General features: G+C 41.1%; 21 protein-coding genes and 2 pseudogenes. 12 read left to right on the top strand and 11 right to left on the bottom strand.

The window, feature by feature from the left end:
• The first annotated feature begins 55 nt into the window (after positions 1–55).
• From CV014_RS30575 to CV014_RS06005, 10 genes are all read left to right on the top strand, one after another.
• Positions 56–505, top strand: coding sequence for a hypothetical protein (locus CV014_RS30575; RefSeq protein WP_442946889.1), 450 nt, complete (start codon positions 56–58; stop codon positions 503–505).
• A 19-nt stretch (positions 506–524) separates the two neighbouring features.
• The gene (locus CV014_RS06045) at positions 525–1,553 is read left to right on the top strand and encodes an acyl-CoA desaturase (protein ID WP_236141196.1); all 1,029 of its coding nucleotides are present in this window, start codon (positions 525–527) and stop codon (positions 1,551–1,553) included.
• Between the two features lie 148 nt (positions 1,554–1,701).
• A complete protein-coding gene (locus CV014_RS06040; RefSeq protein WP_236141195.1) occupies positions 1,702–2,160 on the top strand; it encodes a PaaI family thioesterase in 459 nt (152 codons plus the stop codon).
• Between the two features lie 154 nt (positions 2,161–2,314).
• A complete protein-coding gene (locus CV014_RS06035; RefSeq protein ID WP_236141194.1) occupies positions 2,315–3,208 on the top strand; it encodes an alpha/beta fold hydrolase in 894 nt (297 codons plus the stop codon).
• Positions 3,209–3,380: 172 nt separating this feature from the next.
• Complete coding sequence (locus CV014_RS06030) at positions 3,381–4,028, top strand: PEP-CTERM sorting domain-containing protein (RefSeq protein WP_236141193.1); 648 nt, start codon at positions 3,381–3,383, stop codon at positions 4,026–4,028.
• Between the two features lie 266 nt (positions 4,029–4,294).
• Positions 4,295–4,687 carry an MAPEG family protein gene (locus CV014_RS06025; RefSeq protein ID WP_236141192.1) on the top strand — a complete coding sequence of 131 codons (393 nt, stop codon included), beginning with the start codon at positions 4,295–4,297 and terminating at the stop codon, positions 4,685–4,687.
• 398 nt (positions 4,688–5,085) lie between these two features.
• A complete protein-coding gene (locus CV014_RS06020) occupies positions 5,086–5,871 on the top strand; it encodes an HAD family hydrolase (protein ID WP_236141191.1) in 786 nt (261 codons plus the stop codon).
• A complete protein-coding gene (locus CV014_RS06015) occupies positions 5,862–6,038 on the top strand; it encodes a hypothetical protein (protein WP_236141190.1) in 177 nt (58 codons plus the stop codon). Before CV014_RS06020 ends, CV014_RS06015 begins: the two co-directional genes overlap by 10 nt.
• Positions 6,031–7,302, top strand: coding sequence for a DNA double-strand break repair nuclease NurA (locus CV014_RS06010; RefSeq protein WP_236141189.1), 1,272 nt, complete (start codon positions 6,031–6,033; stop codon positions 7,300–7,302). The genes CV014_RS06015 and CV014_RS06010 overlap by 8 nt, the downstream gene beginning before the upstream one ends.
• A gap of 150 nt (positions 7,303–7,452) precedes the next feature.
• Complete coding sequence (locus CV014_RS06005; protein ID WP_442946888.1) at positions 7,453–8,391, top strand: 1-aminocyclopropane-1-carboxylate deaminase/D-cysteine desulfhydrase; 939 nt, start codon at positions 7,453–7,455, stop codon at positions 8,389–8,391.
• On the opposite strand, the gene CV014_RS06000 is transcribed toward CV014_RS06005, so the two are convergent.
• The 3 genes and pseudogenes from CV014_RS06000 to CV014_RS05990 all read right to left on the bottom strand — a co-directional run.
• Positions 8,375–8,635 carry a hypothetical protein gene (locus tag CV014_RS06000; RefSeq protein ID WP_103137098.1) on the bottom strand — a complete coding sequence of 87 codons (261 nt, stop codon included), beginning with the start codon at positions 8,633–8,635 and terminating at the stop codon, positions 8,375–8,377. The genes CV014_RS06005 and CV014_RS06000 overlap by 17 nt on opposite strands.
• 124 nt (positions 8,636–8,759) lie before the next feature.
• Positions 8,760–9,221: an AAA family ATPase gene (locus CV014_RS05995; RefSeq protein WP_236141188.1), complete on the bottom strand. Its 462-nt coding sequence runs from the start codon at positions 9,219–9,221 to the stop codon at positions 8,760–8,762.
• 248 nt (positions 9,222–9,469) lie between these two features.
• Positions 9,470–10,756, bottom strand: a pseudogene (locus CV014_RS05990) (glucose-1-phosphate adenylyltransferase); the annotation flags it as partial.
• 311 nt (positions 10,757–11,067) lie between these two features.
• On the opposite strand from CV014_RS05990, the gene CV014_RS05985 reads away from it, so the two are divergent.
• Positions 11,068–12,519, top strand: coding sequence for a glycoside hydrolase family 13 protein (locus tag CV014_RS05985; RefSeq protein WP_236141187.1), 1,452 nt, complete (start codon positions 11,068–11,070; stop codon positions 12,517–12,519).
• Between the two features lie 204 nt (positions 12,520–12,723).
• On the opposite strand, the gene CV014_RS05980 is transcribed toward CV014_RS05985, so the two are convergent.
• From CV014_RS05980 to CV014_RS05960, 5 genes are read right to left on the bottom strand one after another with little or no spacing between them, the layout of a single operon-like run.
• Positions 12,724–14,211 (bottom strand): radical SAM/SPASM domain-containing protein, encoded by a 1,488-nt coding sequence (locus CV014_RS05980; RefSeq protein ID WP_236141186.1) that lies wholly within the window; start codon positions 14,209–14,211, stop codon positions 12,724–12,726.
• 10 nt (positions 14,212–14,221) lie between these two features.
• Positions 14,222–16,996 (bottom strand): tetratricopeptide repeat protein, encoded by a 2,775-nt coding sequence (locus tag CV014_RS05975; protein WP_236141185.1) that lies wholly within the window; start codon positions 16,994–16,996, stop codon positions 14,222–14,224.
• Positions 16,997–17,010: 14 nt separating this feature from the next.
• Complete coding sequence (locus CV014_RS05970) at positions 17,011–18,675, bottom strand: ATP-binding protein (protein WP_236141184.1); 1,665 nt, start codon at positions 18,673–18,675, stop codon at positions 17,011–17,013.
• Positions 18,676–18,692: 17 nt separating this feature from the next.
• On the bottom strand, positions 18,693–19,577 hold the full coding sequence (locus CV014_RS05965) for a trypsin-like peptidase domain-containing protein (protein WP_236141183.1): 885 nt from the start codon (positions 19,575–19,577) through the stop codon (positions 18,693–18,695).
• Between the two features lie 3 nt (positions 19,578–19,580).
• A complete protein-coding gene (locus CV014_RS05960) occupies positions 19,581–19,925 on the bottom strand; it encodes a CU044_2847 family protein (RefSeq protein WP_103137090.1) in 345 nt (114 codons plus the stop codon).
• 463 nt (positions 19,926–20,388) lie between these two features.
• On the opposite strand from CV014_RS05960, the pseudogene CV014_RS05955 reads away from it, so the two are divergent.
• Positions 20,389–20,886, top strand: a pseudogene (locus tag CV014_RS05955) (Uma2 family endonuclease); the annotation flags it as partial.
• An 84-nt stretch (positions 20,887–20,970) separates the two neighbouring features.
• Here the strand turns inward: CV014_RS05955 and CV014_RS05950 are convergent.
• From CV014_RS05950 to CV014_RS05940, 3 genes are all read right to left on the bottom strand, one after another.
• Entirely contained in the window at positions 20,971–21,321 is a 351-nt protein-coding gene (locus CV014_RS05950; protein WP_015136553.1) for a DUF1257 domain-containing protein, read from the bottom strand.
• A gap of 139 nt (positions 21,322–21,460) precedes the next feature.
• A complete protein-coding gene (gene ycf46 / locus CV014_RS05945) occupies positions 21,461–22,972 on the bottom strand; it encodes a stress-responsive protein Ycf46 (protein ID WP_236141182.1) in 1,512 nt (503 codons plus the stop codon).
• 91 nt (positions 22,973–23,063) lie between these two features.
• Entirely contained in the window at positions 23,064–23,411 is a 348-nt protein-coding gene (locus CV014_RS05940; RefSeq protein WP_103137437.1) for a hypothetical protein, read from the bottom strand.
• Positions 23,412–23,673 lie beyond the last annotated feature (262 nt).

Genomic DNA, 23,673 nt, shown 5'->3' with positions numbered 1-23,673 from the left:
CGGTTATTGGCAACAACCTGAGAAAAACCAAGAAACATTCGTTTATCGGGATGGCTTGAACTTTCTACGGACAGGAGATTTAGGTTTTCTGGATTCTCAACAGCGACTTTATATTACGGGGCGACTTAAAGATTTGATTGTCATTGATGGGAAAAACTATTATCCCCAAGATATTGAGGAAACTGTGAAACTGTCTCACCCCGCTTTTACGGAAGTCAATTGTGCAGCCTTCTCGATTTCTGGAACTTACTCGCAAAAACTGGTGGTGGTGAGTGAAGTGGTTCGCCAATTCGCACAGCAAGTTGATTACTACGCAGAGGAGATTAAACAAGCTGTTCGGACTGCTGTTTATAACCATTATCAACTCACAGTACATGATACCGTCCTGTTAGCATCAAATACTATACCCAGAACTACTAGTGGCAAAATTCAACGACAGCGTACTAAGTTGCTGTATCTGTTGCAACAACTAGAAACTCTCGAAACAGTTAAGGAAAGTATCTAAAAATTAATAGGTAAAATATATGACAATGCAACAAGCAAGCTATTTAGTTGATACCCCAGAGCAGTATTCTGTCACAGAAGTCACAGAAGTTTTCCCAGCTACAGAAATAGACGATCGCTATCCTCAATATCAAGCCTTATCTGGTGTGAGGAAATGGATTAGATATGCGTGGTATCCCATGATCGATATGATCAGCGTCATGGGAACAATAGCTGCGATCGCTTCTTTTGAGCGTCAAGGCATAAGTTGGATTGACTTGGGAATTTTGCTATTCATGTTTAACTTTGTGGGTTTAGCGGGAGAAGCGGGAATGCACCGACTCTTCGCCCACAAAAGCTATAAAGTCATCAAACCCCTACGGATTCTTTTAGCGGTTGCTGGTTCAATGACGGGTGAATCACCCATTCTTGAGTATGTAGCCTATCATCGTCGGCATCACATCTATGCAGACCAACAAGGTGATCCCCATACTCCCTATTACATTGATGCAGAACAGCCTTTATCTAGAATCAGAAATATTTGGCATTCCTTTTTTGGCTGGAAATATAACTCTAAAACCAGCCAAATGGCTGCACCCGAAAAATATGCCAAGGATTTACTTGCTGAACCTGCAATGGTCATCATCAATAACTCTTTTTATGGCATTGTTTTGGCATCTTTCGTTTTACCAGCCTTGCTAGGGTTGGTCTTGACTGGGACTGTTGCTGGTGCGTGGACTGCTTTTCTGTGGGGGGGATGTTTTCGATTCTTAGTGATGACTCTCATGGGAGATTTAATTATTCGCGCCGGGTGTCATCTGTTTGGAACTCGTCCCTTTATTGATCAAGCTAATAGTCACAGTGGTAACATTTGGTTTCTCGCGATTCCCTCTTTGGGACTAGCATGGCATAACAATCATCATGCTTTTCCTGGTTCTGCCCTCCTCAACATTGATTGGTGGCAAATAGATCCCAGTGGTTCATTTATTAGCCTGCTGGAAAAACTTGGTTGGGCTACAAATGTCAAGCGACCAACTCCCGAACAGGTAAAGGCGAAACGGTTGAATTAATTCCAGAATCTTTCAAGAAAGGGTATGGGGGTGTAAGGGTGTAGGGGTTTAGGGGAAGAAAAAAGTGTACAGAAAAAACAAGCGGGAATCATTGATTTTTGGTGTTTCCTAAATAAGCGATCGCACAACATCAGGACTTTCTTACATTATGGATACTACAGTCAAGACCGAAAAACTGACCAAACCTGTGGCGAAAATCAGAACTCCTGCAAACATCGTCTCACTACGAGAAGCCATTAAAACCTCTCCCTTTACAGTCTGGATGAACACAGAAATTACTGCTTGTGAAGATGGCTTTGCTGAATTAATTGTCTCGATGCGAGAAGAATTAAAACAACATAATGGTTTTACCCACGGAGCTGTAATTGGCTTTTTAATTGATAGTGCCTGTTGTTGGGCAGCAGCATCTAAGGTTGGTGATGTGGTCACGGCTGAATACAAACTAAACTTTATCGCTCCTGCGGTTGGGGAAAAATTGATTGCTAGAGGTTATGTAATTAAATCAACTTTTAGCCAAGTGATCACCAGGGCTGATGTCTTTTCTGTGAAAGGAACTAAAGAAAACTTAGTGGCTACAGGTTTAGCTACCGTCACTCCCTACGGCTGATTTGAGAAATTCATTGTGGGAAGAAGGGAACAGAGAAAAGTTGTGTAATTAATTCTGCTTGGTGACTGAAATTCAATTTCTTTCCTGCTCCCTTGCTTCTTTCTTAACTGTTGATGAGACTCACATTATCTACTCAAAAACAACTTGATTGAATATGTTTGCAGCCTTATTGGATACGGTGTTACCCACTTTCAGAAGTTCCTCGATTATTCACAGTCCTGCTATTCGTTCTCGTCCTAATATTCAATTTATGGATTTGGGTACAACGTGGATACGCTATTGCATTACTGGCGAGAATAAACCCCCTATTGTACTCAACACAGACCCACCCTTAACCATCGAATCTTATGATCAGACAATAGCTGAACTTTCTCGCTATTTCACAGTAATTGTCTTTGAAATTCCAGGGTTTGGATTTTCTTTTCCCAAGAAATTCGGTTTTCGGTATGATTTTGACTTTATTACAACTGTCTTGGTGGAATTTCTCAACTGTCTCAATTTAGCCCCGTACATATTAAGTTTTCCTTGTCTTTTGGGCTTTTGTGCCATCAAAATTGCTAATTTGCACCCTGAATTAGTTTCTCACATGGTGCTGAACCAAATTCCCACTTGGCAAGGTGCTTTGGAGTGGAAGAAAGGAAGAGATCCTCAAGGTATTCTCTCTACGCCTTTTTTGGGTCAGATAGCTTTACATTTATTAAAAGAAAAGCGTTGTAGTGGCTGGTTTGACCTGGTAATTGCAGAATCTCAAACGGCACAAAAATTAACAAAAATTGCACTGGAGTCTTACAAGTTGGGAGCGCGCTTTTCTTTGGCTTCATGCTTTCAATTTTACTTGCAAGAACAGCAACCGGATTTAGAACCAGTTAAACAACCCAGCTTGATTATTTGGGGAGAATGTGATGGTTCTCATGCACACACTGATAAAAGTCTAACGCGCCAGTTAACTCTTGATTCTCAAGAAGTCTATATTCAAAAAGCAGGTCACTCGCCTGAAGTGGAAGCACCGCAAATTTTCGCTGAATCAGTTAAGAGTTTGATTAGTTAAAGCTGGTTGCTTTACGAGAGTTTTGCATCAATTCACTAAAAGTAAAATGCTCAAATTATTCAGAGCAATGTGATGAGATTTGTAAACAGAAAACCAAAAGTTTGTTTCGATGATTTTGGGTTGCTATATACTCCTTCTCAAGCAAAAAAAATAATTCAAGTAATAGGTTAGTATGTCCGCCAGAAAAACTATTTGCTGTCTTGCTTCAGTAACTTTAGTATTTGCTGTACTGTCTAAATCTGCGTCAGCCGCTACTATTAAACAGACTTTTTCTGATTTTCATGGCACTTTTGATTCAGTTAATTTACCAATTGGTGGAAGAGAAATCCCTACAGGGGTGATTTCTGCAAGCCAAAACCCCAATTTACCCAGTGTAGTCACCTTTGATACTGACACTAAACAAACTACTTTTAATCTCAACTTTTTACTTGATTTTCCACTTTTGAAGGCTTTGGGACTACCATCTGTTCCTATTGCTCCTTTTGAGACAGGTTCATATAGGGTTGATGGCAAAGATTTAATAGCTGATGTGACAGGTCAAGGAATAGTCAGTGGTTCTTCTCCTTTTGCGGGAATACAGACGTTTTTTCAAGTGCGATGGAGAGTTACAAGTCCTCTAAATACCTCTATTTTTCTAGGACAAATTGAATCAGAAGTTGTGAGAATTTGTCCACCTTCGAGTCCGTGCGTTCAAACTACTGGTACAGGTAAAGCCACTATTGCTTCGGCTTCTGTTCCCGAACCTGGAACAATAGTAGGAATTATTGCTGTTGGTGCAACGGGTTTCTGGATGAAACGTAGATGGCAACTGTCTTATTAAAGCAATTCGCAATGGACTTCTCTCCGAGACGGCGTTGCTGATTGAGAATATGAATTGTCTCACGCAAAGGCGAGGCAGCGCGGTCTTGGGGGTTTCCCCCATGAGCGACTGCCGTGCAAAGACGCAAAGGTGCAAAGAAAAACAAGGGTAATTTTTGCATTTCATACTTTGATTCAGCAACGCCCTCCGAGACGCTAACGCAATTCGCAATGGAAGTTAGTCCATTGCGAATTGGTATCAATTTTTTGATTTGTTGGGATTGTTATATGTCACCTTTAGTTAGTCTGATTACTGCTTTAGCACTGCTGTTGTACTTGGGTTTAACAATTAATGTCAGTAGATATAGAGTCAAGTACAATGTACCTGCTCCTCAAATGACGGGAAATCCAAACTTTGAAAGAGTGCTGCGAGTCCAACAAAACACTCTAGAACAGTTAGTTTTATTTTTACCTGGGGTATGGTTATTTTCTGTTTACGTTAGTCCATCTTGGGCAACGGGAATTGGTGTAGTTTGGTTGATAGGAAGAATTGCATACGCTTGGGGATATTATCAAGCTCCTAAGAAGCGGGTTATTGGTTTTGGTGTCAGTTCGATCAGCAGTTTAGTCTTACTCTTAGGTTCGCTTATTGGCATTCTGCTTTCTTCTTTTCAGTTATGAGCCAATACGGTTCAGTTAAGGCTAAAATATGGGGTTTGTGAAGTAAGGAAAAGTTCGTAGTAAGGACTTCAGTCCTTAGATGAGGACTAAAGTCCTCTCTACGAGACGCTGCGCGTAGCTTGCTTCCCCGGAGGGGTACACTACAAACTATTTTCTTAACTGAACTGTATTGAGTTATGAGCTTGCGCTCTTGCGGCTTGCAGACTGTAGCATCTGGCGTGGGATTCAGGGAAGTAAGGGACTTCTAAGTTAAAAATATACAATCGCTTTGGGAATCGGGGGAAGCATGAGGGAAAGATTCTTCTGATTTCCAACTTTTACTGATTGATACATCTAACTACAGAAAATATTCATTGTAATTAGTTAAGCTGACAACAGCAGTTTTACCCCTCAGAACCATGACAGCAAGCAGTCCAAAAATTTTAGCTTTAGACTTTGATGGTGTGATTTGTGATGGACTTATTGAATATTTTGAGGTAGCGTGGCGCGCTTACTGTCAAATTTGGTCGCCTGCTAACGATACACCGCCGGATGATTTAGCTTTGAGATTCTATCGTCTCCGACCTGTGATTGAAACAGGTTGGGAAATGCCAGTGTTAATCAAAGCTTTGATTGATGACGTTCCCGAAGACAAAATTCTTCAGGATTGGATCAGCATTACTCCACAGATTTTGTTAGCTGACAAGCTACAGGCAAAAGAAGTTGCAATTAAATTAGATAGCCTGCGGGATGAATGGATAGCTACAGACTTAGATGGCTGGCTGAGTCTACATAGATTTTATCCTGGGGTGATAGAAAGACTGAAATTAGCGATCGCCACTCAGGTAAATGTATATATTGTTTCTACCAAAGAAGGACGATTTATACAGCAGTTATTGCAACGGGAAGGTGTAGAGTTACCACCCAGCGCGATTTTCGGCAAAGAAGTCAAGCGTCCTAAATACGAAACTTTACGAGAACTAATCACAGCAGTTGATATCCAGCCTGATAACTTATGGTTTATTGAAGATAGACTCAAAACCTTAGAGTTAGTCCAACAACAAACAGACTTAAAACAAGTCAAGCTTTTCCTAGCTGATTGGGGTTATAATACCCAACCAGAAAGAAAAGCTGCTCAAAACAATCAAGAAATTAAATTACTATCCCTGTCTCAATTTGCTAAGGATTTTGCTGGGTGGCTCTAAATTTAGGGCATGGGGAATGGGACAAGGTAGACAAGGTAGACAAGGTAGTATTTATTTCTCAGCACTGGCTAAACGCCGCGCTTCCACTAACAGCATCGGCTAAACGCCGCGCTATAGCTAACACAACTCAGCACTCACAACTCAGCACTCAGCACTCCTATGCTTGATTTAACGAAATTAGCGCGACAAATGCAGGGTTTAAGTCAGCATCTTTCCCAAGAGGCTGCGGCGAGTCGTCAACGTTTGGAGTTGGCACAACAGCATTTTCAAAAGGCGATTGAGTGTCAAAATGAGGTGATTGCACTCCAGGAAAAATGGCGCGATCGCATTCTCTTTGCTAGTGCTACACCCCTTGAGCCGTTAAATACTTGCATAGATATTCCCATCCCTCCCAAAGTACACACCGTAATTGCTACTGATGGTTCACAAATCGCCCCTAACCATCATGAAATAGCTTACTGTTATCTCCTAAATATCGGTCGGGTAGTCCTTCACTATGGGCAGAATCGCTATCCGATTATGGATAGTTTGCCAGAGGTATTTTACCGCCCAGAAGATTTATATATGTCCCGACAATGGGGAATTAAAACTGAGGATTGGATGAGTTATCGCCGTACTGCATCGGAAGCGACGGTGTTGGCTGAGTTAGCGAAGGGACTGGGGAGCAGGGGGGCAGGGGGCAGGGGAGCAGGGGGAGCAGGGGAAGAAAAATTTAATTCCCAATTCCCCAGTCCCCAGTCCCCAGTACCCAGTACCCAATCCCCAATCCCTACCCTCGCAATGGTAGATGGTTCGTTAATTTACTGGTTTTTGGAACAATTACCGACTGATGCACGCGATCGCATTTTACCTGTGATTCTGGAAGCTTGGCAGCAAATGCGAGATGTACAAATTCCTTTGATGGGTTATTTGAGTGCTTCTCGGAATGTGGAAGGGGTGAATTTTTTACGGTTGTTGGCTTGTCCCCATCCTGCACCAGATTGTGTCAGTTATTGTCCTAATCAATTAGAAAAAGTCCCTTGTAAAGTTTTTGAACCTCTGCGCGATACTGCTTTATGGACAACGCAACTAAAACCAGGACAACGGGGGCCAATGTGGCGTAGCAATAACCGTATTCTAGAAATGTACGGGGATCAAACTATCTATTTTTGTTATGTTCATGTGGGGACGGAAATAGCGAGGATAGAAATTCCCTCATGGGTAGCAGAAAATACAGATATGCTAAATCAAGCTTTGGGGTTGATGCTGGCACAGGTACAAAAAGGCTATGGTTATCCTGTGGCGATCGCAGAAGCCCATAATCAAGCTGTAGTTAGAGGTGGCGATCGTAGTCGTTTCTTTGCGCTATTAGAGAAACAAATGATTAAAGCTGGCTTGAAAAATGTCGGTACTTCTTACAAAGAAGCAAGAAAACGCGGCAGTATTGCTTAGTGATGAGTGATGAGTGCTGTTAGCGGTAGCGCGGCGTTTAGCCGGTGCTGAGTGCTGAGTAATGAGTAAAGTAATAAGTAATAAGTAATAAGTAATAAGTAATGAGTATGGACTGTTGACTAATGACTGTTGACTATGGACTGTTGACTAATGACCAAATTGTCTTTGAACTTAATTCCACCGCCGACGCAAAAAATTAACAGCGAAATTTTTACTCGTGCTGGAGTAGAACTATCTGTACTACGCCTTGATTTAATGCACCCGTTGGTAAATGGAAATAAGTGGTTCAAATTAAAATACAACTTGTTAACAGCTAACGCACAAAATTACACCACAATTCTGACTTTTGGTGGGGCTTATTCTAATCACATCTACGCCACTGCTGCGGCTGGAAATCTGTTAGGTTTTCGCACTATCGGCGTAATTCGTGGTGAAGAACGACTACCCCTCAACCCCACCTTAAGTTTTGCTGTTGAACAGGGGATGCAGTTAGTTTACATTGACCGAGAAACTTACCGCCAACGCCATACGCCAGAACTACAAGCATGGTTGCGTCAGCGTTTTGGCGAAGCATTCATCATTCCTGAAGGTGGCTGTAATCTCGATGGTGTGCGTGGATGTACAGAGATACTCGCGGAAGTTAATGAAATATTTGATACGGTTTGTGTAGCTTGTGGAACAGCGACAACCTTGGCGGGATTAACTTTAGCTTTAAAACCAAAACAGCGATCGCTTGGTTTTCCTGTATTAAAAAATGGTGACTTTCTCAGTCAAGACATCACCAATTTACTAACACAATACCACGCCTCTGGTCTTCCCATCCCATTTACCACCCCCGCATCATGGGAATTAGTCTGCGATTATCATTTTGGGGGTTATGCCAAGGTTAATGATGAGCTGTTCTCATTTAGCGATGAGTTTACCCGCACCTACGGTATACCCCTAGATTACGTATATACCGCAAAAATGTTTTATGGCGTGATAGATATGATACAAAAAGGGTGTTTTGTAGGCGATCGCCTGTTGTTGATTCACACAGGCGGCTTACAGGGGAATTTATCCATGAAAAATATCAAGCGTGCAGGTTAGCTTGTTCTTGTAACCAAGGATCTACAGGTTGTCCATCCTTACGCCGTAACTCAATTTCCACCACCATCACTTCCTTTGAACCAGGAGGAGCAGGTTTTTGATGGAATAGAATATCGTAATCTAAAGGATTTTGATTACGTTCTTTCAACCATTCTTGGACTTTAGTAATTGCAAAGAATGATTGTCCTTGCTCAAACATCCGCGTAATCTGCATTTGCAGTGTATAAGGATTAATTCGGCTCATAATTTAGTACCTTTTGGTTAATAGTCATTAGTCATTACTCATTACTTATTACTCATTACTTCTACCTTGTCTACCTTGTCTCCTTTTTCCAATGCCCAATGCCCAATGCCCCATTCCCCATTCCCTACACCCATAGTTTAACAATCTCACTTAGTCCTTCTGCCAAACTAGGGGGTGCGTCGCGCAGTTGGCGGTGCATTCGTAAGATTACTTCTTCTGGGACTTGGCGAAGACGTTTTTTGTTACGTGCTAAACATAGCCAAACTGGAGTTTGTACCCATATTCCTCTAATGTAGGTAAAGCCCAGATCATGAGCAAGAGTAATGATTTCTCGACGATGGGATCTTTGGGCATTGGTGGCATCAAATATAACATCTCTATTTTTAGCGATCGCCTGTTGTAATTGTTGTTCAATTTCCCGCCAAATTAACAGCCAAGACCCTTGTATTGATTCTGCACCAAATAATTGCCCCCTGATGGCATCTGTAGAAATCAGTAGCATCTGGGGGCATTCTGTGATTAATTTTTGTGCCAAGGTTGACTTACCACTGCCAGGAAGACCAATTAGCAACTGTAGTTTAGTCATTTAGTCAAGAGTCCATAGTCAACAGTCAAACCAATTCGCAATGGACTAACGTCCCGCTACGCTAACGCAATTCGCAATTACAGTCCAGTGGGGCTGGAAACCCCAACAATTAACGGTTGCCAATTATTTTGTCAACGGTTCATAGTCAAAATATTAACTAATGACTAATGACTAATGACTAATGACTAATGACTAATGACTAATGACTAATGACTAATGACTAATGACTAATGACTAATGACTAATGACTAAATAATCATTCCATCGGGAATTACGGCATTTTTCAAGACGACTACAATTCCGCTACGGATGTAAAAACCTTGACTTTCGCGGTTGGCTTCCTGCACGTTGTCTTTATTGATAATTTTGACATCGTGACCGATGCGGGCGTTTTTGTCGATGATGGCGCGGCGAATGATGGTATCTGGGCCAATACCAACGGGGATATCACCTTTATCTATGCTGCACTGACGTTCTACAGAAGGTTGATAGAAGTCAGCACCCATCAGTAGAGATTCTTCGATGATACAGCCAGATTCTACCCGCGATCGCACTCCTAAAACTGAGTGTTGAATGCGGCAATTTTTCAAAATGCAGCCTTCACCAATAATTGATTCTGTCACTTGACAATCTAACAATTTTGTGGGTGGCAAGTAACGAGGACGGGTGTAAATGGGGGCTTCTTCGTCGTAGAAACTAAAGGGTGGTAATGGCTGCTGTGTGAGGGCTAAATTGGCATTATAAAAGGCTTCTATTGTTCCGATGTCTTCCCAATAGCCATCGAATAAATAAGCTTGAACGTTGTGATCTTTGGCGGCATCAGGAATAATTTCCTTACCAAAATCAGTCCGTTCTAAAGATTCTTTCAAAAGTTTGATCAAAACGTCTTTTTTAAATACGTAAATCCCCATCGAGGCGATGTAGGGCTGTAGGGCTGCTTGTTCTGGAGTTAATCCCAAAACAGTGGTATCAACCTGCATCTGCGCTAAAGCGTCGCCTTTGGGTTTCTCGCTAAAATCAACTACCCGCCCAGATTGGTCAATTTTCATTAAACCAAAATCTGAAGCGCGGCGATCGTCTATGGGGATTACCGAAAGGGTAATATCCGCGTTGGTTTCCCGATGGCGTTGGACAAATAGACGGTAGTCCATACGGTAGAGGTGATCCCCCGATAAGATCAGGTACTCATCCACATCCCATTCTTCCAACAACCATATATACTGGCGTACAGCGTCGGCTGTTCCCTGAAACCAGTTCGGGTTTTCTGGTGTTTGCTGTGCAGCCAGCACTTCCACAAAACCCTCACTAAAACCGCTAAAATTATAAGTGCGGGCAATGTGACGGTTAAGAGACGCTGAGTTAAATTGCGTGAGAACGTAGATTTTAAAAATTTCTGAATTAATGCAGTTACTAACAGGGATATCTATTAGGCGGTATTTCCCTGCTACTGGTACTGCGGGTTTAGCACGTAGTTTGGTGAGGGGATACAGGCGAGTACCCGCGCCACCTCCAAGGATAATTGCTAATACTTTTTCACAAGATGTCTCCCGACTGCCTTTTGATTCCCACCTACAGTTTAGGACTGTATGTAGCCTCTGGTAAGGGGGGGATCAAAGATTATCGGAAAAGAATTTTGGCAAAACTGAATTTTGGGCAGAGGGAATGGGGCAGGGGGGCAGGGGAGACAAGGTAGAGTAATGAGTGCTGAGTGCTGAGTGCTGAGTAGTAAGTAATGAGTAATGACTGTTGACTATTGACTATTGACTAAAATTTTTCTACCAGAAGTGAGAACCGCAAATATTTAGTTTAAAGTCAAAATGACTACTGAACTACGCACTCAACAATCATGCAAATTCAAACACCAGATTGGGTAAAGCACGCAGTTTTCTACCAAATTTTCCCCGATAGATTCGCTAAAAGTAAACAAACTCGCAAACGCTTACTGCAAAATGCTTCTTGGGAAGATTGGGAGGCTATGCCCACACTGCAAGGTTACAAGGGTGGTGACTTATGGGGCATCATGGAACAATTAGATTACATCCAAGATTTAGGCATTAATTCCATTTATTTCACACCAATATTTCAATCAGCTAGTAATCACCGCTATCACACCCATGATTACTATCAAGTAGATCCGATGTTAGGGGGAAATTCGGCTTTTAAAGAATTACTAGATGCAGCCCACGAAAGAAATATTAAAGTTGTTCTCGATGGAGTGTTTAATCACGCTAGTCGAGGAATTTTCTTTTTTCATGACATTTTGGAAAATGGCCCCTATTCACCTTGGTTAAATTGGTTCAAAATTGAGGGCTGGCCGCTTGCGCCGTACACGGGTGAATTACCCGCTAATTATGTGGGTTGGGCAAATAACCGCGCTTTACCAGTATTTAACCACGATAACCCAGAAGTGCGGGAATATATCATGGAAATTGCTGAATACTGGATTAAATTCGGTATTGACGGCTGGCGGTTGGATGTTCCCTTTGAAATTAAGACTCCCGGCTTTTGGCAAGAATTTCGCGATCGCGTCAAAGCCATTAACCCCGAAGCTTATATTGTGGGGGAAGTGTGGGGAGATTCCCGCGAGTGGCTAGATGGAACGCAATTTGACGGCGTAATGAACTATTTATTTGCCGGGCCGACCATTGCTTTTACCGCAGGCGATCGCGTAGTCTTAGAACAAATCCAAGGCCGTGACTATCAACCACACCCACCGTTATTTGCAGCCGAGTACGCCGCCAAAATCACAGCATTACTGGAACTTTACCCTTGGGAAATTCAGCTTACTCAACTCAATTTACTCGCTAGCCACGACACAGCCAGATTAATTAGTATCGCCGGTGGAGATAAAGACAGCGTAGAGTTAGCCACCCTCCTACTACTCACCTTTCCCGGCGCGCCGAGTATCTATTATGGGGATGAAGTAGGTTTACCAGGAAAATTAGATCCCGACTCCCGCCGTGGTTTTCCCCTAGAAGCTAGCTGGGATAGAGACATTTACCAAACTCACCGCCAATTAATCGCTTTACGTCACAGTTACCCAGCCTTACGTACAGGTGAGTATCAAGTCATTTCCGCCCAAGGAACATTGTATATTTTCGCCCGTAAGTTAGGGCAAGAGGAATTAATTATTGCGGTGAATGTTGGTACAGCACCAGTACAAGCTGATGTAGATATCACCAATTTACAGACTCAACCCCAAAAATTGTTATACGGTCAAGCAGAGTTTAACTGGCATGGCGAAAGCCTATCATTAACACTTCCCCCACGTAGCGGCTGTATCTTGGGTAGTCAATAGTCAATAGTCAATAAGGGGAACACCAAAAAATAAATTATCCCAAATAAACAGCTTAGTAGGGTGCGTCAGTATGAATAATCTTTTGGTATAGTCAGTTTTTCTCGCACTGACGCACCCTACAGTTTGGATATTTTTTTATCTAGAAGTCCCTTAGTCAGCACTCATTACTCATTACTCATTACTCATTACTCATTACTTCCCCCCTTAGCTATATTTGATCAAGCGTAAGCCTTCTAGCCGTACAGCTTCAGGATATAGTGCTTTGTAAATATTGCAATTTGGGGATTGAATATCATAACGACCTGTGGCTTTAAATGTTGCTAAAGGACAACCACCTGTACACCAATATTTCCATTCACAGGTACGACAGCCTTCTTTTTCTTCGACAGATAAATTCTGAATACCGATTTTATCTTGTCGTATCACACTTAAAGGGTCTGGATTGTCAACTGAGGATATAGTTTTATGTAGTTGCATTTGGCATTTAGCAATTTGTCCTTTGTAATCAAAGACGAGATAGCTTTGTCCAACTCCACAGGTACGTTTATGAGGCGATGCTAAGTTGGCACGGTCAATTAATGAACCTAGTAAACTCCGATGGGGTAATTGCGATTCAATTACTTGGAATGCTGCTAACATTCCCTCAATAATTTGAGATTCTTCTAGTTGCAAGTCTTGGTAATTAGCTGAGAGTTCGTTTTTTCGATAAAAATTTAAACTAAAGGGTAAATCATATTCTAATATCCATGCCATTAAGGCAGGTAATCCGGCTGCATTCCTACCACTAACTGTAATGGAAATATCGGGAGTCAGACCATTTTGCAACGCGATTTTAATTCCTCGTTCAACGTCTGAAAATGAACCTTTACCACTTGCATAACAGCGTTGACTGTCGTGGAAGTTGGATAATCCATCTAGTGAAATCATCAGCCGCAGGTTTAATTTTTGCAGCATTTCGATAATTTTAGGTGTAATTAATGTGCCGTTGCTGAGAACAACCCCATCTAAGGCGATATCTGTTTCTTGGCTGAGATATTGAGCGTACAAATGGAGATGTTGAATCAACGTAGGACATAGTAATGCTTCTCCACCTGCATATTTGAGTCTGACGCGACGGTAATTATTTAAAGTGGCAGAACGAAATGTAGACTCTATGGCTGCTTTGCCTATATCGGGTGACATATCTGTTGGTAAATGAGGCAGATAACAGTAGTCACACCTTAAGTTACAACGGTCAGTGATATGTAACCATGCTGTTAAAGTATCAGGGATTTCGTTAAGTTGCCATGAGTAATTTTCAGGGATGATTAAACGGGCTTGAGATAGTTTTTGGATAGCTTGCTGTAAGGTTATTAATTCAATATCAGGATAATCTAGAGCGATGTCTTGTAAGTTATGGGGATTGGTAAAGCTTGTTAATAAATTTAAGGCTGATTTATTTAAAACTGCTAATTGATGATGACTATCATAACAGATAGAATAACTATCATCTAAATTCATGATTTGTGAGTTGGGAACTCTCACAAATTTATCAAACATTGCTGGAGATGATTTGATATCAGATGGTAACACTGCTAAAGGAGATAAATCACAAGCACAGTCTCCGCCATCACAGTCGCATTGTCCAGTTGGGGTGTTGTTAGTATCAAGAGAAACTAAAATTTTGGGTGGTTCAATTGTTTGACTAAGCATGAGAAGATGGCTATTTGTTTGCACGGATTCTAGTGAGAAACATTTGTTGATCGCACCATTCTTTAAGTGCTTTAATATCTTGCCATTGGGATTTAAGTTGCTGGATGAGAGTTTTAGCAAGTTCAATGGGTAGGCGTGCGATTTTATTTTGGAGTAGATTTAATTCATGTTGAATTGAATAGGGGCCAAAGCCTCCATCCCCAAAAATTTTAGGTATACCTTGAGCATATTTACTAAAAGCAATGTCGTAGTTTGTTTGTTGAAAGGCGACATCACCTTCTATGCGTAATATTCGACCAAAATATAGTCCATGAACATTTTCATAGGATGGGAAGCGATCGCCTAATTCTTTAGCATAATCAGCAATCTTCTCATAGGTTGTGGCATAATAATCAAATTCTGCTTTACCGACTAGACTATCGATGGCGTAGTGAATATCATTGTATTCTAGACTCGTATTGTAGGAGCGATCGTTGAGTTTGAGAGCTTGTGCTTGTAGAGTGCGATCGCTGTTTTGAAACCCTAGATGCCAATAGACACTAGCAGTTTGATGTAAAATTCCTGGTAATTCTTCTTCAATACCGTATTTCTCGGCTAGTTTGAGGCTTTTTTCTAAAGCATCTTGAGCTAAACTCAGCAAGTTCATATCCCACTTTACCTGAGTCACATCCCAAATTGCTGGATTTTCTACCTCAGCACTAAACCATTGATTTAAACCTAATTGAAAGTATCCTCTACACAAAAGCCGATTGTCGTTTTCTTCACTGTCACAACGGCTTAAGGCTCGTTCTAGTAGGTTTTGAGCTTTTAAATAATTCCCCTCATTCCGCCAAATAGTAGCAGAGGCGATTTCAGCATTAGCAATTTCTCGTTCCGTCTCTACACTTGTCCACATATCAATAGCAGCTTTAAAACACTGTTCTGCTTTGATGTAATTTTTTTGAATTCCGTAGAGATATCCCAAGTTATTTTGAATACTAGCCATGACTTGAGTTAAACCTTTATTGGGAGATTCAATTTCCATTGCTGCATCCCAACCGAGTTTGTAAAATTCCTCGGCGGCTTGATAATTATTCAGTTGACGATACAGATAACCAACTTGGTTAGCGACATTGGGAACTACGGCTGATAATTTTCTATCTAAAACTAGAGATAAACACTTTTGCTGATATTTTAAAGCATCATTATAGAGATGCAATTTAGCATTTAACATCCCCAAAACATTACAAATATCTGCTTGATGCACAGAATCAGCAGACTGTTGAGCTAACATCACCTCTAACTTTTCTACTTCATTTTTGGTAGCATTTTTATCTTGTAAAGCATGAACAATCCGTGACTCAAAAATTTTCAACTTCATGATTTGATCGGGATGTAATTCTGCTTCAAATTGTTTGGCAATCCCTAATAACTGATTCACCAAGCTAAACTTCTTAGATTGACTGCGTATCCTATCAGTTACTGTATACCAAGTTTCAAATCCTGTTTGGGGGTTTGCGTATAAAGCATTCCACAGCCATTGTCTAGTCTTAAATTCTCGCAGTTGTTTAATCTCTTCAATTAAGAAATCCAGATTAGCCGCTTGCTGAGAATGATCAGAGATTCGTTGTATCTCTAATGTTCTTTTTTGGGGGCCTAATTCATAATCTTGCTGCTCAAAATATTTAGCCGCAAGCCGACTATCGCGTTTTCTCCACTCTCTATCAGGGTCAATATCCGGCCAGACATATTTATTTACTAAGTCTCGGACAATATCATGTAATGATATTTGAGAACCACCCATGACTGGTTTAATAAAGAAATAACTTTGAGCATCAATAAATAATCTTTCAGCCTCGTCTTGAGATAATTCTAATAAGTTAGCAATATCATAACTATTTAATGGGTGAATCCTGGAAAGTATGAGAGTCAGTCTATCCATTGATGTCCGCAACTGTGTAATATGTCGCACCATCTCCGCTTCAAATCCACCAGTTTTTTGCAACCTACTGGGGATAGTTTCCACATCTTCCGTTTCTAACCAATCTGGAATAACTTGGCGATAAGCATACTCTACGCCAAATTCAATCATAATGGGACTGCCACCCGAAAGCATGACAATCTTTTTGACTAGGTTTTCTTCAAGGGTGAAATGTAGCTGTTCTTCTTTAGAAAGAATGTATGTTTGCACATCCTCATGGGTAAATTCATTTAACTCTAAATAGGTGAAATTATCTGTAGGTGAATTAATTGCTAAAATTTGATGGGCAATACTAGGACGACCAGCTAAAATAAATACGGCGTTGTCTAATTGCTGACATAAATCACTAATATATTTCCAAGCATCTTCTCTCGTCTCTGGTTGTCCTAATTTTTCAATTGTATCAACGAGAAATACAATTTTCTGTTGTTGGGATTTGCGGTTAATAGCATCGACTAAGAACTTTTCTAATTGTTGGCGTTCTTGTTCATAGGCGATTTTACTCAGACGGTTTTCATCTTCCCTGAGTCGTTTTAACCGGAGTAACCATTCTTGATAGGTGTTATCGTATAGTTGTTTGGCAACTTGTGTACATAAATCTCCTGCATCCTTAAAGACAGGAATATCACAATCTATGATTTCACTTGTGCCAATGTCACATTGATGTAGGCGAGATTTTAATTCATGGAGTAACCAAGTTTTCCCAATACCGCCCCTACCTTCCACTAAAATTATATGTTGTTTCTCAACAGCTTGCACCAGAGAAATAATCCGTTTGAGTTGTTCTTCACGACCAACAAATTCTAATTTATCTAGTCCAGACATGATCAACTCCTGAATCAGTTATTTTCAATCGCTTCATCTAGTTTCTGAATTAAATTTCTATAGGGTATGTCATTATATTCATCGTTGTGTAGATAGTAGTTGACAAGAAATTGAAATTCCCAATCTTGTTCAATTTCAGACTTTAACGTTGATAAAAACTCATGAATTTGCTCGCGGTCTGTATTGTGGAATATACCAATAGTTTCCTCAACGGTTTCTGCAAAGAAATTTTCGCGAAGTTCTTGTCTATAAGCGAGACTATGATTGCCACAATTAATAAAGCCAGCGTGTTGCTGAAGCTTTTGAAAAAAATATTGCATCGACCAAATCCCCGCATTGCCAGAATCATTTTTAGCTTTTAGCTGATGGATATATTCCCAGCAGATATCAGCCGCTTGACAACACATATTCTGAAAATGTTCTGGCGAACTTTCCTTTAGCAGTCCAATTACTAATAATCGTCGTGTCATCCCATCTTTGATGACTGTTTTATCACGAGTGAAAATAGATGTTTTGGTTAATTCGGTATTTAATTTAAAACTATCATCAATAAAAGGTAGTTGAAATCTATTAATGGCTTCCTTTAATATCCAGGTGCTATTAATAATAGGAAATATACTTAATTTTTCAATTGATTCATATAGATGACTATTTTCTCTGGTCAAACTTTCTCTAATCTGGTCTCGACATTTTTTAAGAATTTTTTCCCATAATTGATGACCATAACTAGTTAAAAACCAATTAACAGTGTAACCACCACTACGATAAACTTTTAATGCTTCAGCAATTCCGCCTGGATGACCACCAGTTAAATACAGTAAATGACTGGCTAACAATGCAATACTTTCTGAGGTCATCTCAATTGGTTTGAGATATTTTGTGGCTGTATCTTGAATGACTTCCCAGTTAAACGGAGAAAGTGGTAATTTAGCAAAAATTCGCTCTAAAGGAATATCAGTCAAACAACGAGCCGCAATCACAACTCGCAACCGGCGAGAATTATCCTTAAAAAACTGGAATTCTTTCAGGGATTCTTGAATTCTCCAAGCAAATTCTTTTAAATCATGAAATATTTCATTTAAACGTTGTTTACTAGGAGGGCTACCATCTAAATCAATTAATAGTACAATACCTTTTTTATCTTTATCTTGTAATTGCCATTTAGACCAGGCTTTACGTAATAGTAAATCTAACCGTTCGCCAGAATTTAATTCATATCCGGCTGGGGAAGTCAGTTGCAGTGCGATCGCTAATCTTTTTTCTAATTCTGTAATACTGTCATAACTAGATATGGCAGCATAAGCACAACACCATTGTAATTCTTGAAATCGCTTTTGAATTTGTTTGAGAAATTCTGTTTTTCCGTAGCCTTCAGGGGCTATAACTAGGCGATAGGGAGGAGAATTTAGGGCGGTAATTTCCCTAATTGCGGCATCACGATTAGTAAAAGGAATTTTATCTAGCTCAACTTCTTCGCCGGCTTCTGGATTTAGTTGTTCTAACTCAGATTCTGCTGTTTCTAGTTCTTGAAATTTATCATCTAGTTGCCTTTGCAATTTATTTTTTGCAACATCATCTAGAGTTTGCAATCTTTGTTGACTAATGATTTCAATTTCAGTTGTTAAATGGGCTATTAGTTGTTGTAGATGCTTCTTACGTAAATCGCCAGAATTTGTCATAGGATTGAGGTAGTAAATTAAAGACTGATCGCATCAAGTTCGCTTTGTACTTGCTCCAGGTCTAGTAAGATAGTGTTGATTTGACGTTGGATGAGATTGCGATCGCCTGCGCTGAGTGTATAGTTAAGTTGGTTATAAGCTGCTTCATAGTCACTACTTAGAGCCTCAAAACGTTGTTGCAAGGTTTTGATTTTCAGTTGTTGTACTCGGCTGCTGTGAGTCTGGATACCTGCATTTGACAATACAGATGGGGTAATTTCATTCCAAGCTTGCATTAAGATATCCGTGGGAATCATAAAAGCCGTTTTGATATCTACGCGCTTTTTCTCTGCTGCTACCACCATTCCCACCACCCTACCCAAGTTTTCATCCCATACCGGCGCACCACTAAAGCCAAGTTCTACTCTGTAACCAGTCACCTTACTATCTTCGATTTGTACCCATCCCTTTCCTTGACTGTCTCGCAACAAACCCGTCCCCCAAACGCCATCATTGTGTCCTTGAGGAAAACCGAAAGTACGGAAACTGTGTCCCCACATATTATCTGTGGGGATGAGTTTAATGGCTTGGCTTCCTGGCGGTAACTGCGCTTTGATTCGTAGTCCCGCAACATCTTCACAGGCGGATAAATTACCGACTTCTCTCCAGAAAATAACTTGAGCCGGGAATTTTTCTCCTGGTGCAATCAGAGGAAAATCTAAATAGATATCGTCACTAGGAACTGCAACTGTGTCCTCTGGTAAAGACAAAGCCGCAGCCACAACATGAGCGCAAGTCATCATATAATTGCCACTGCGCCCAGAGACTAAAAAACCCACCCCAACAACCGCACCGTGAGTATGAAAAATCCGGGCGATCGCTGACCTCAAAGATTGAATATAATTTTCTGTACTCACCACCATCTCTTACTCAACCTTGTCTTGCTTCCATTTCAAGGTGATTTCGTAGTTAGCTTCACCACCTACAGAAGTGAAAATCGCACCCGCAGCAGCATTTAACTTAATCCCAAACTTCACCTCCACCTCATCAGCCGGTGTCTTTAGCTGACTCAGTTTAGTGATAATTGCTGAGGCTATAGGTTGTATTTGCTCTAGTACATCATCAAATTTCTTTTTCGCCTCAACAACCATTTGTCCTGTATCTGCTCTAGCAACACGCACCAAGGAGTTGCTATCCTCTGGCTCATCCACCTCCGCTAAAAATTTTGTTCCGTCTTGCAGAGAAAACTCCGTAATTTGTTTTGTATTCATAGTCAAATTTCATGTATACAATAAATGTTTTAATCTTTAATTATCAAAAAACCAGTAAAAATTTTTACATTATTTTATAATTCCAGAAGTACAGAGGCTACTGACCTGACCCAGCTAAAATAGTGTATAGGTATAGAGGGGTTCTAGGCGTAAGCCGTAACGCACCAAAATGAATGACGATTAGCTATTACTTCGCTTCTCTTATCTACGAAAGGTTGTGCCAATGAGACGCGAACACTCGCAATGACTGTAATTAATTTTGCGTGTTTACTTAGCCCTCTTCTGTCACTCTCCGAAAACTTTTGCCATTTCTGAATTCTAGAGCTTTTGTATAACAGGCGTTTGCGCGATTATTTTCTAATAATAAATACAAGACCAACTTTTTTCTAATAGAATAGCTTGTATTGATTGCCTCATAGGGCTTCTAGCGATTGCCCTCCCGGAAAGTGACATAAGAGGGATAGCTAGAAAAGTCACGGTTGAATTTGACCGCTTAAACCTCCCCTATATTATCCCCAACCAAGCTATAGTTAGACCTCTGGAAAAAGATTCTGGTTATTTTCCTGATGTGTTGGTGCTAAATCAGGCAAATTTGGTCAATGAAACATTATGGAAAAAAGAATCTATCGTTAGCTTAGGTGCGACAATACCTTTGATAATTGAAGTTGTCTCAACTAACTGGCGGGACGATTACTACTTAAAATATGCTGATTATGAGGAGATGGGTATCCCTGAATATTGGATTGTAGACTATGCTGCGTTGGGTGGGCGCAATTTTATCGGTAGTCCCAAACAACGAACAATCTCTGTCTGTAATTTAGTGGATGGAGAATACCAAATCAGTAAGTTTCAAGAGTGCGATGTCTGGCGACAAGCCGCAGAGCGGCTACGCATTATCTCCCAAACCTTTCCTGAATTAAACCTCACCCCAACCCAAATTTTTCAAGCTGGTTTAGTGTAGAGAATGTTTGTACCCATAAAAAAAGCGGGCTAACCGCTATAACTTGGTTAACCCGTGCAGCTTTGGGAACGCGCAGAGAAATTGTTATTGCAATACTAATTTCACATTTGCGTTTTGCAAACCGCGCTGTTTTACTTCTGCCAAGGTTTTGTTAACAGCGTATTTTTGGTTGATGGAGTTGATTAACTCGGTTTGGTTGTGCTTCTTAGCAACACCCCACAGGTCAGCGATGAGGTCAAAAGAACCATCGCTGTTGCGAGACCAACCTAAGTCATATTCGCCTTCCAATACTGCAACGATGTCGGAACGAACGCGCTGACCGTTATAACCGCGTACATCAGCTTCTGTTTTTACGCTGATACCCAGGTCGCGCAAGGAAGCTTTCAAAATTTCGGCATCGGTGATTTTGGTGCGAAGAGTGCTAAAATGAGACATTTGGGTTTCCTCCAATGAGAAGATTGAGAAATTAGGACAACGGTTTTTTTGGGAAGCCGCGATGATTAGGGTGCGGCTGTTTTCGTAACTGCTAGCGGGTTTGGCTAGCCTTTCCCCCTGGGTTAGCAAGGGAAAGCTTTTAAAACTCCATTCGCTGATATTCAGCAACGGAGGATGCGGCTGGTCTAGCGCGCTGTCTTGCCCAGTCTCTTAAGGCTGTGACCTGTTCTTGCATCGTGCGAGACAGTGGCAAGGTGGCTTTAAGTGCCGCAATAATATCTAATTGGGTGAACTCGCGATCTTGGGCAAAGGCTTCATACATTGCCGCAATTAGTGCTTGTTCAATTTCTGCCCCGGAGAAGCCATCAGACATCTTGGCTAATTGCTCTAAATCGAAGCGGGTGATGTCTTCACGGCGTTTATTGAGGTGGATCTTGAAGATATCACATCTTTCTTCGGGTGTGGGCAGATCCACAAAGAAAATTTCATCAAAACGACCTTTCCTCAAGAATTCCCCAGGTAGGCGTTCTACGCGGTTGGCTGTAGCCATGACGAATACTGGAGATTTCTTCTCTTGCATCCAGGTGAGGAAAGACCCAAATATCCTACTTGATGTACCCCCATCGGAATCACCAGAACCGGAACTTCCTGCAAAGGATTTATCTAACTCATCGATAAACAAAATTGCTGGGGAAATTGATTCTGCTGTTTTGAGGGCGTTACGCAGATTAGCTTCACTTCGTCCCACCATCGAGCCGTCGTAAACTCGACCCATATCTAAGCGCAATAGTGGTAAACCCCACAACCGGGACGTTGTTTTTGCTATCAGTGACTTACCGCAACCAGGAACACCTAGAATTAACATCCCTTTGGGTTGGGGCAGTCCATACTCTCTGGCTCTTTCTGTAAAGGCGTTAGAGCGTTGTTTGAGCCATTTTTTCAGTTCTTCTAAGCCACCTACTGCATCAATGGTTTCATCTTCTTCGATGTATTCGAGGATACCATTGCGGCGAATGAGTTGCTTTTTCTCCGATAGAACTATATCTACTTCTTCCTCAGTCAACCGCCCTGTGGTGACTTGCGCTTTACGATACACTTTCTCAGATTCGTCTTTGGTTAAACCTAAAGCAGCTCTGAGGAGTTTTTCCCGCGCTTCTGTGGTCAACCGCCGCCCCCGATACTGATCGAGATGTTGAGTTAATACTTTATTTAACTCAGACATATCGGGGAGTTGGAAGTCTAAAACAACTACTTCCTTTTCCAGTTCGATGGGTACTTGCTGCATGGGAGACATCAATATGATGTTCTTTTGCATACCCTTAAAGCTAGCGATCGCATCACGTAATGACCTTGTGGTCGCGGGAGCATCAATAAATGGATGTAAATCTTTAAGAATAAATATACCAGGTTCTTTTTGCCGGATGATCCAGTCGATCGCCGCCTCTGGGGAAACGGTGTTGTGTTGACTTACACTCCGGGGTTGACCATACTCCACGATGCCATGAGTTACTGTCCACACAAACACACGGCGTTGGGGTCTTAACACTTGGGCGATTGTGGAAATTGCTTGCTCTGCCCTCTCTTCCTCGGAGGTCACAAGGTAGATTAGTGGGTATTGAGCTTGAATGAGAATATTGAGCTCTTCTTTCATAAATCGACCTTCTTGAGACCCTAGTACAGTAAAGACATCGTTTTGTTGGTTACAACAACCGAAAAATAAGAATTACCTATTTAATTCCTACCTAGCAGGGGACTAATTCTTCCTCACCCTTGGGATGGGTTTCCGCTTCAACCATTTCATCTAGGGAAGGATGATCTTGGCCTATTACGCCTGGTTGATTACCTAAGTTAACTAATTCCCCGTCTCTTAGCACCAATGAACTTTCACAAGTAGGACATGAGTAAACTTTGTGAGTCCTACCATAAGCTGATGCTTCAACCTCCTCTACTATTTCTGAGTTAGTCAGGTAGAAGAAAATTGCACGTTCAGCAAGGTCTGACATATGCTCAGAATCGATGGCTGATCGAATCTTCAGCTTTTTGTGCAGTTCTGGCGACAAATACAACGTAACCTTTTGCTTAGTTTGCATATCACTCTTTAGTGGCCTTACCCGGGTATGTATATAACGTTATCGACTAGCTTCTTTGTTGTCAAGCCAGTAAACCGTTTTGATGGCAGTTTTGTTACTTTTATTCACAATTGCCATTTGTTTGTTACAAAGATTGTCACCCAATGAAGTTATCTAAACGACTAACCGATAAATTAACCCACAGCAGCAACAAATGACAAACTCATCTCTAAAACACCTTTAAAAAGCAGCTTACAGTTTTGACAACAGACAAAATAATCTC

Source organism: Nostoc sp. CMAA1605 (genome assembly GCF_021596505.1).
Lineage (GTDB): Bacteria > Cyanobacteriota > Cyanobacteriia > Cyanobacteriales > Nostocaceae > Trichormus.
This window is presented reverse-complemented; position numbering and strand designations above follow the sequence as displayed.

What these genes read in the sequence shown, in the direction of transcription:
- CV014_RS05985 (WP_236141187.1), top strand. Translation starts at nt 11,068, where the DNA reads ATGCAAATTCAAACACCAGATTGGGTAAAGCACGCAGTTTTCTACCAA.
- CV014_RS06040 (WP_236141195.1), top strand. Translation starts at nt 1,702, where the DNA reads ATGGATACTACAGTCAAGACCGAAAAACTGACCAAACCTGTGGCGAAA.
- CV014_RS06000 (WP_103137098.1), bottom strand. Translation starts at nt 8,635, where the DNA reads ATGAGCCGAATTAATCCTTATACACTGCAAATGCAGATTACGCGGATG.
- ycf46 (WP_236141182.1), bottom strand. Translation starts at nt 22,972, where the DNA reads ATGAAAGAAGAGCTCAATATTCTCATTCAAGCTCAATACCCACTAATC.
- CV014_RS05960 (WP_103137090.1), bottom strand. Translation starts at nt 19,925, where the DNA reads ATGAATACAAAACAAATTACGGAGTTTTCTCTGCAAGACGGAACAAAA.
- CV014_RS06035 (WP_236141194.1), top strand. Translation starts at nt 2,315, where the DNA reads ATGTTTGCAGCCTTATTGGATACGGTGTTACCCACTTTCAGAAGTTCC.
- CV014_RS06030 (WP_236141193.1), top strand. Translation starts at nt 3,381, where the DNA reads ATGTCCGCCAGAAAAACTATTTGCTGTCTTGCTTCAGTAACTTTAGTA.
- CV014_RS05975 (WP_236141185.1), bottom strand. Translation starts at nt 16,996, where the DNA reads ATGTCTGGACTAGATAAATTAGAATTTGTTGGTCGTGAAGAACAACTC.
- CV014_RS05980 (WP_236141186.1), bottom strand. Translation starts at nt 14,211, where the DNA reads ATGCTTAGTCAAACAATTGAACCACCCAAAATTTTAGTTTCTCTTGAT.
- CV014_RS05970 (WP_236141184.1), bottom strand. Translation starts at nt 18,675, where the DNA reads ATGACAAATTCTGGCGATTTACGTAAGAAGCATCTACAACAACTAATA.
- CV014_RS06005 (WP_442946888.1), top strand. Translation starts at nt 7,453, where the DNA reads ATGACCAAATTGTCTTTGAACTTAATTCCACCGCCGACGCAAAAAATT.
- CV014_RS06020 (WP_236141191.1), top strand. Translation starts at nt 5,086, where the DNA reads ATGACAGCAAGCAGTCCAAAAATTTTAGCTTTAGACTTTGATGGTGTG.
- CV014_RS05940 (WP_103137437.1), bottom strand. Translation starts at nt 23,411, where the DNA reads ATGCAAACTAAGCAAAAGGTTACGTTGTATTTGTCGCCAGAACTGCAC.
- CV014_RS06010 (WP_236141189.1), top strand. Translation starts at nt 6,031, where the DNA reads ATGCTTGATTTAACGAAATTAGCGCGACAAATGCAGGGTTTAAGTCAG.
- CV014_RS06045 (WP_236141196.1), top strand. Translation starts at nt 525, where the DNA reads ATGACAATGCAACAAGCAAGCTATTTAGTTGATACCCCAGAGCAGTAT.
- CV014_RS05965 (WP_236141183.1), bottom strand. Translation starts at nt 19,577, where the DNA reads ATGGTGGTGAGTACAGAAAATTATATTCAATCTTTGAGGTCAGCGATC.
- CV014_RS05950 (WP_015136553.1), bottom strand. Translation starts at nt 21,321, where the DNA reads ATGTCTCATTTTAGCACTCTTCGCACCAAAATCACCGATGCCGAAATT.
- CV014_RS06025 (WP_236141192.1), top strand. Translation starts at nt 4,295, where the DNA reads ATGTCACCTTTAGTTAGTCTGATTACTGCTTTAGCACTGCTGTTGTAC.
- CV014_RS05995 (WP_236141188.1), bottom strand. Translation starts at nt 9,221, where the DNA reads ATGACTAAACTACAGTTGCTAATTGGTCTTCCTGGCAGTGGTAAGTCA.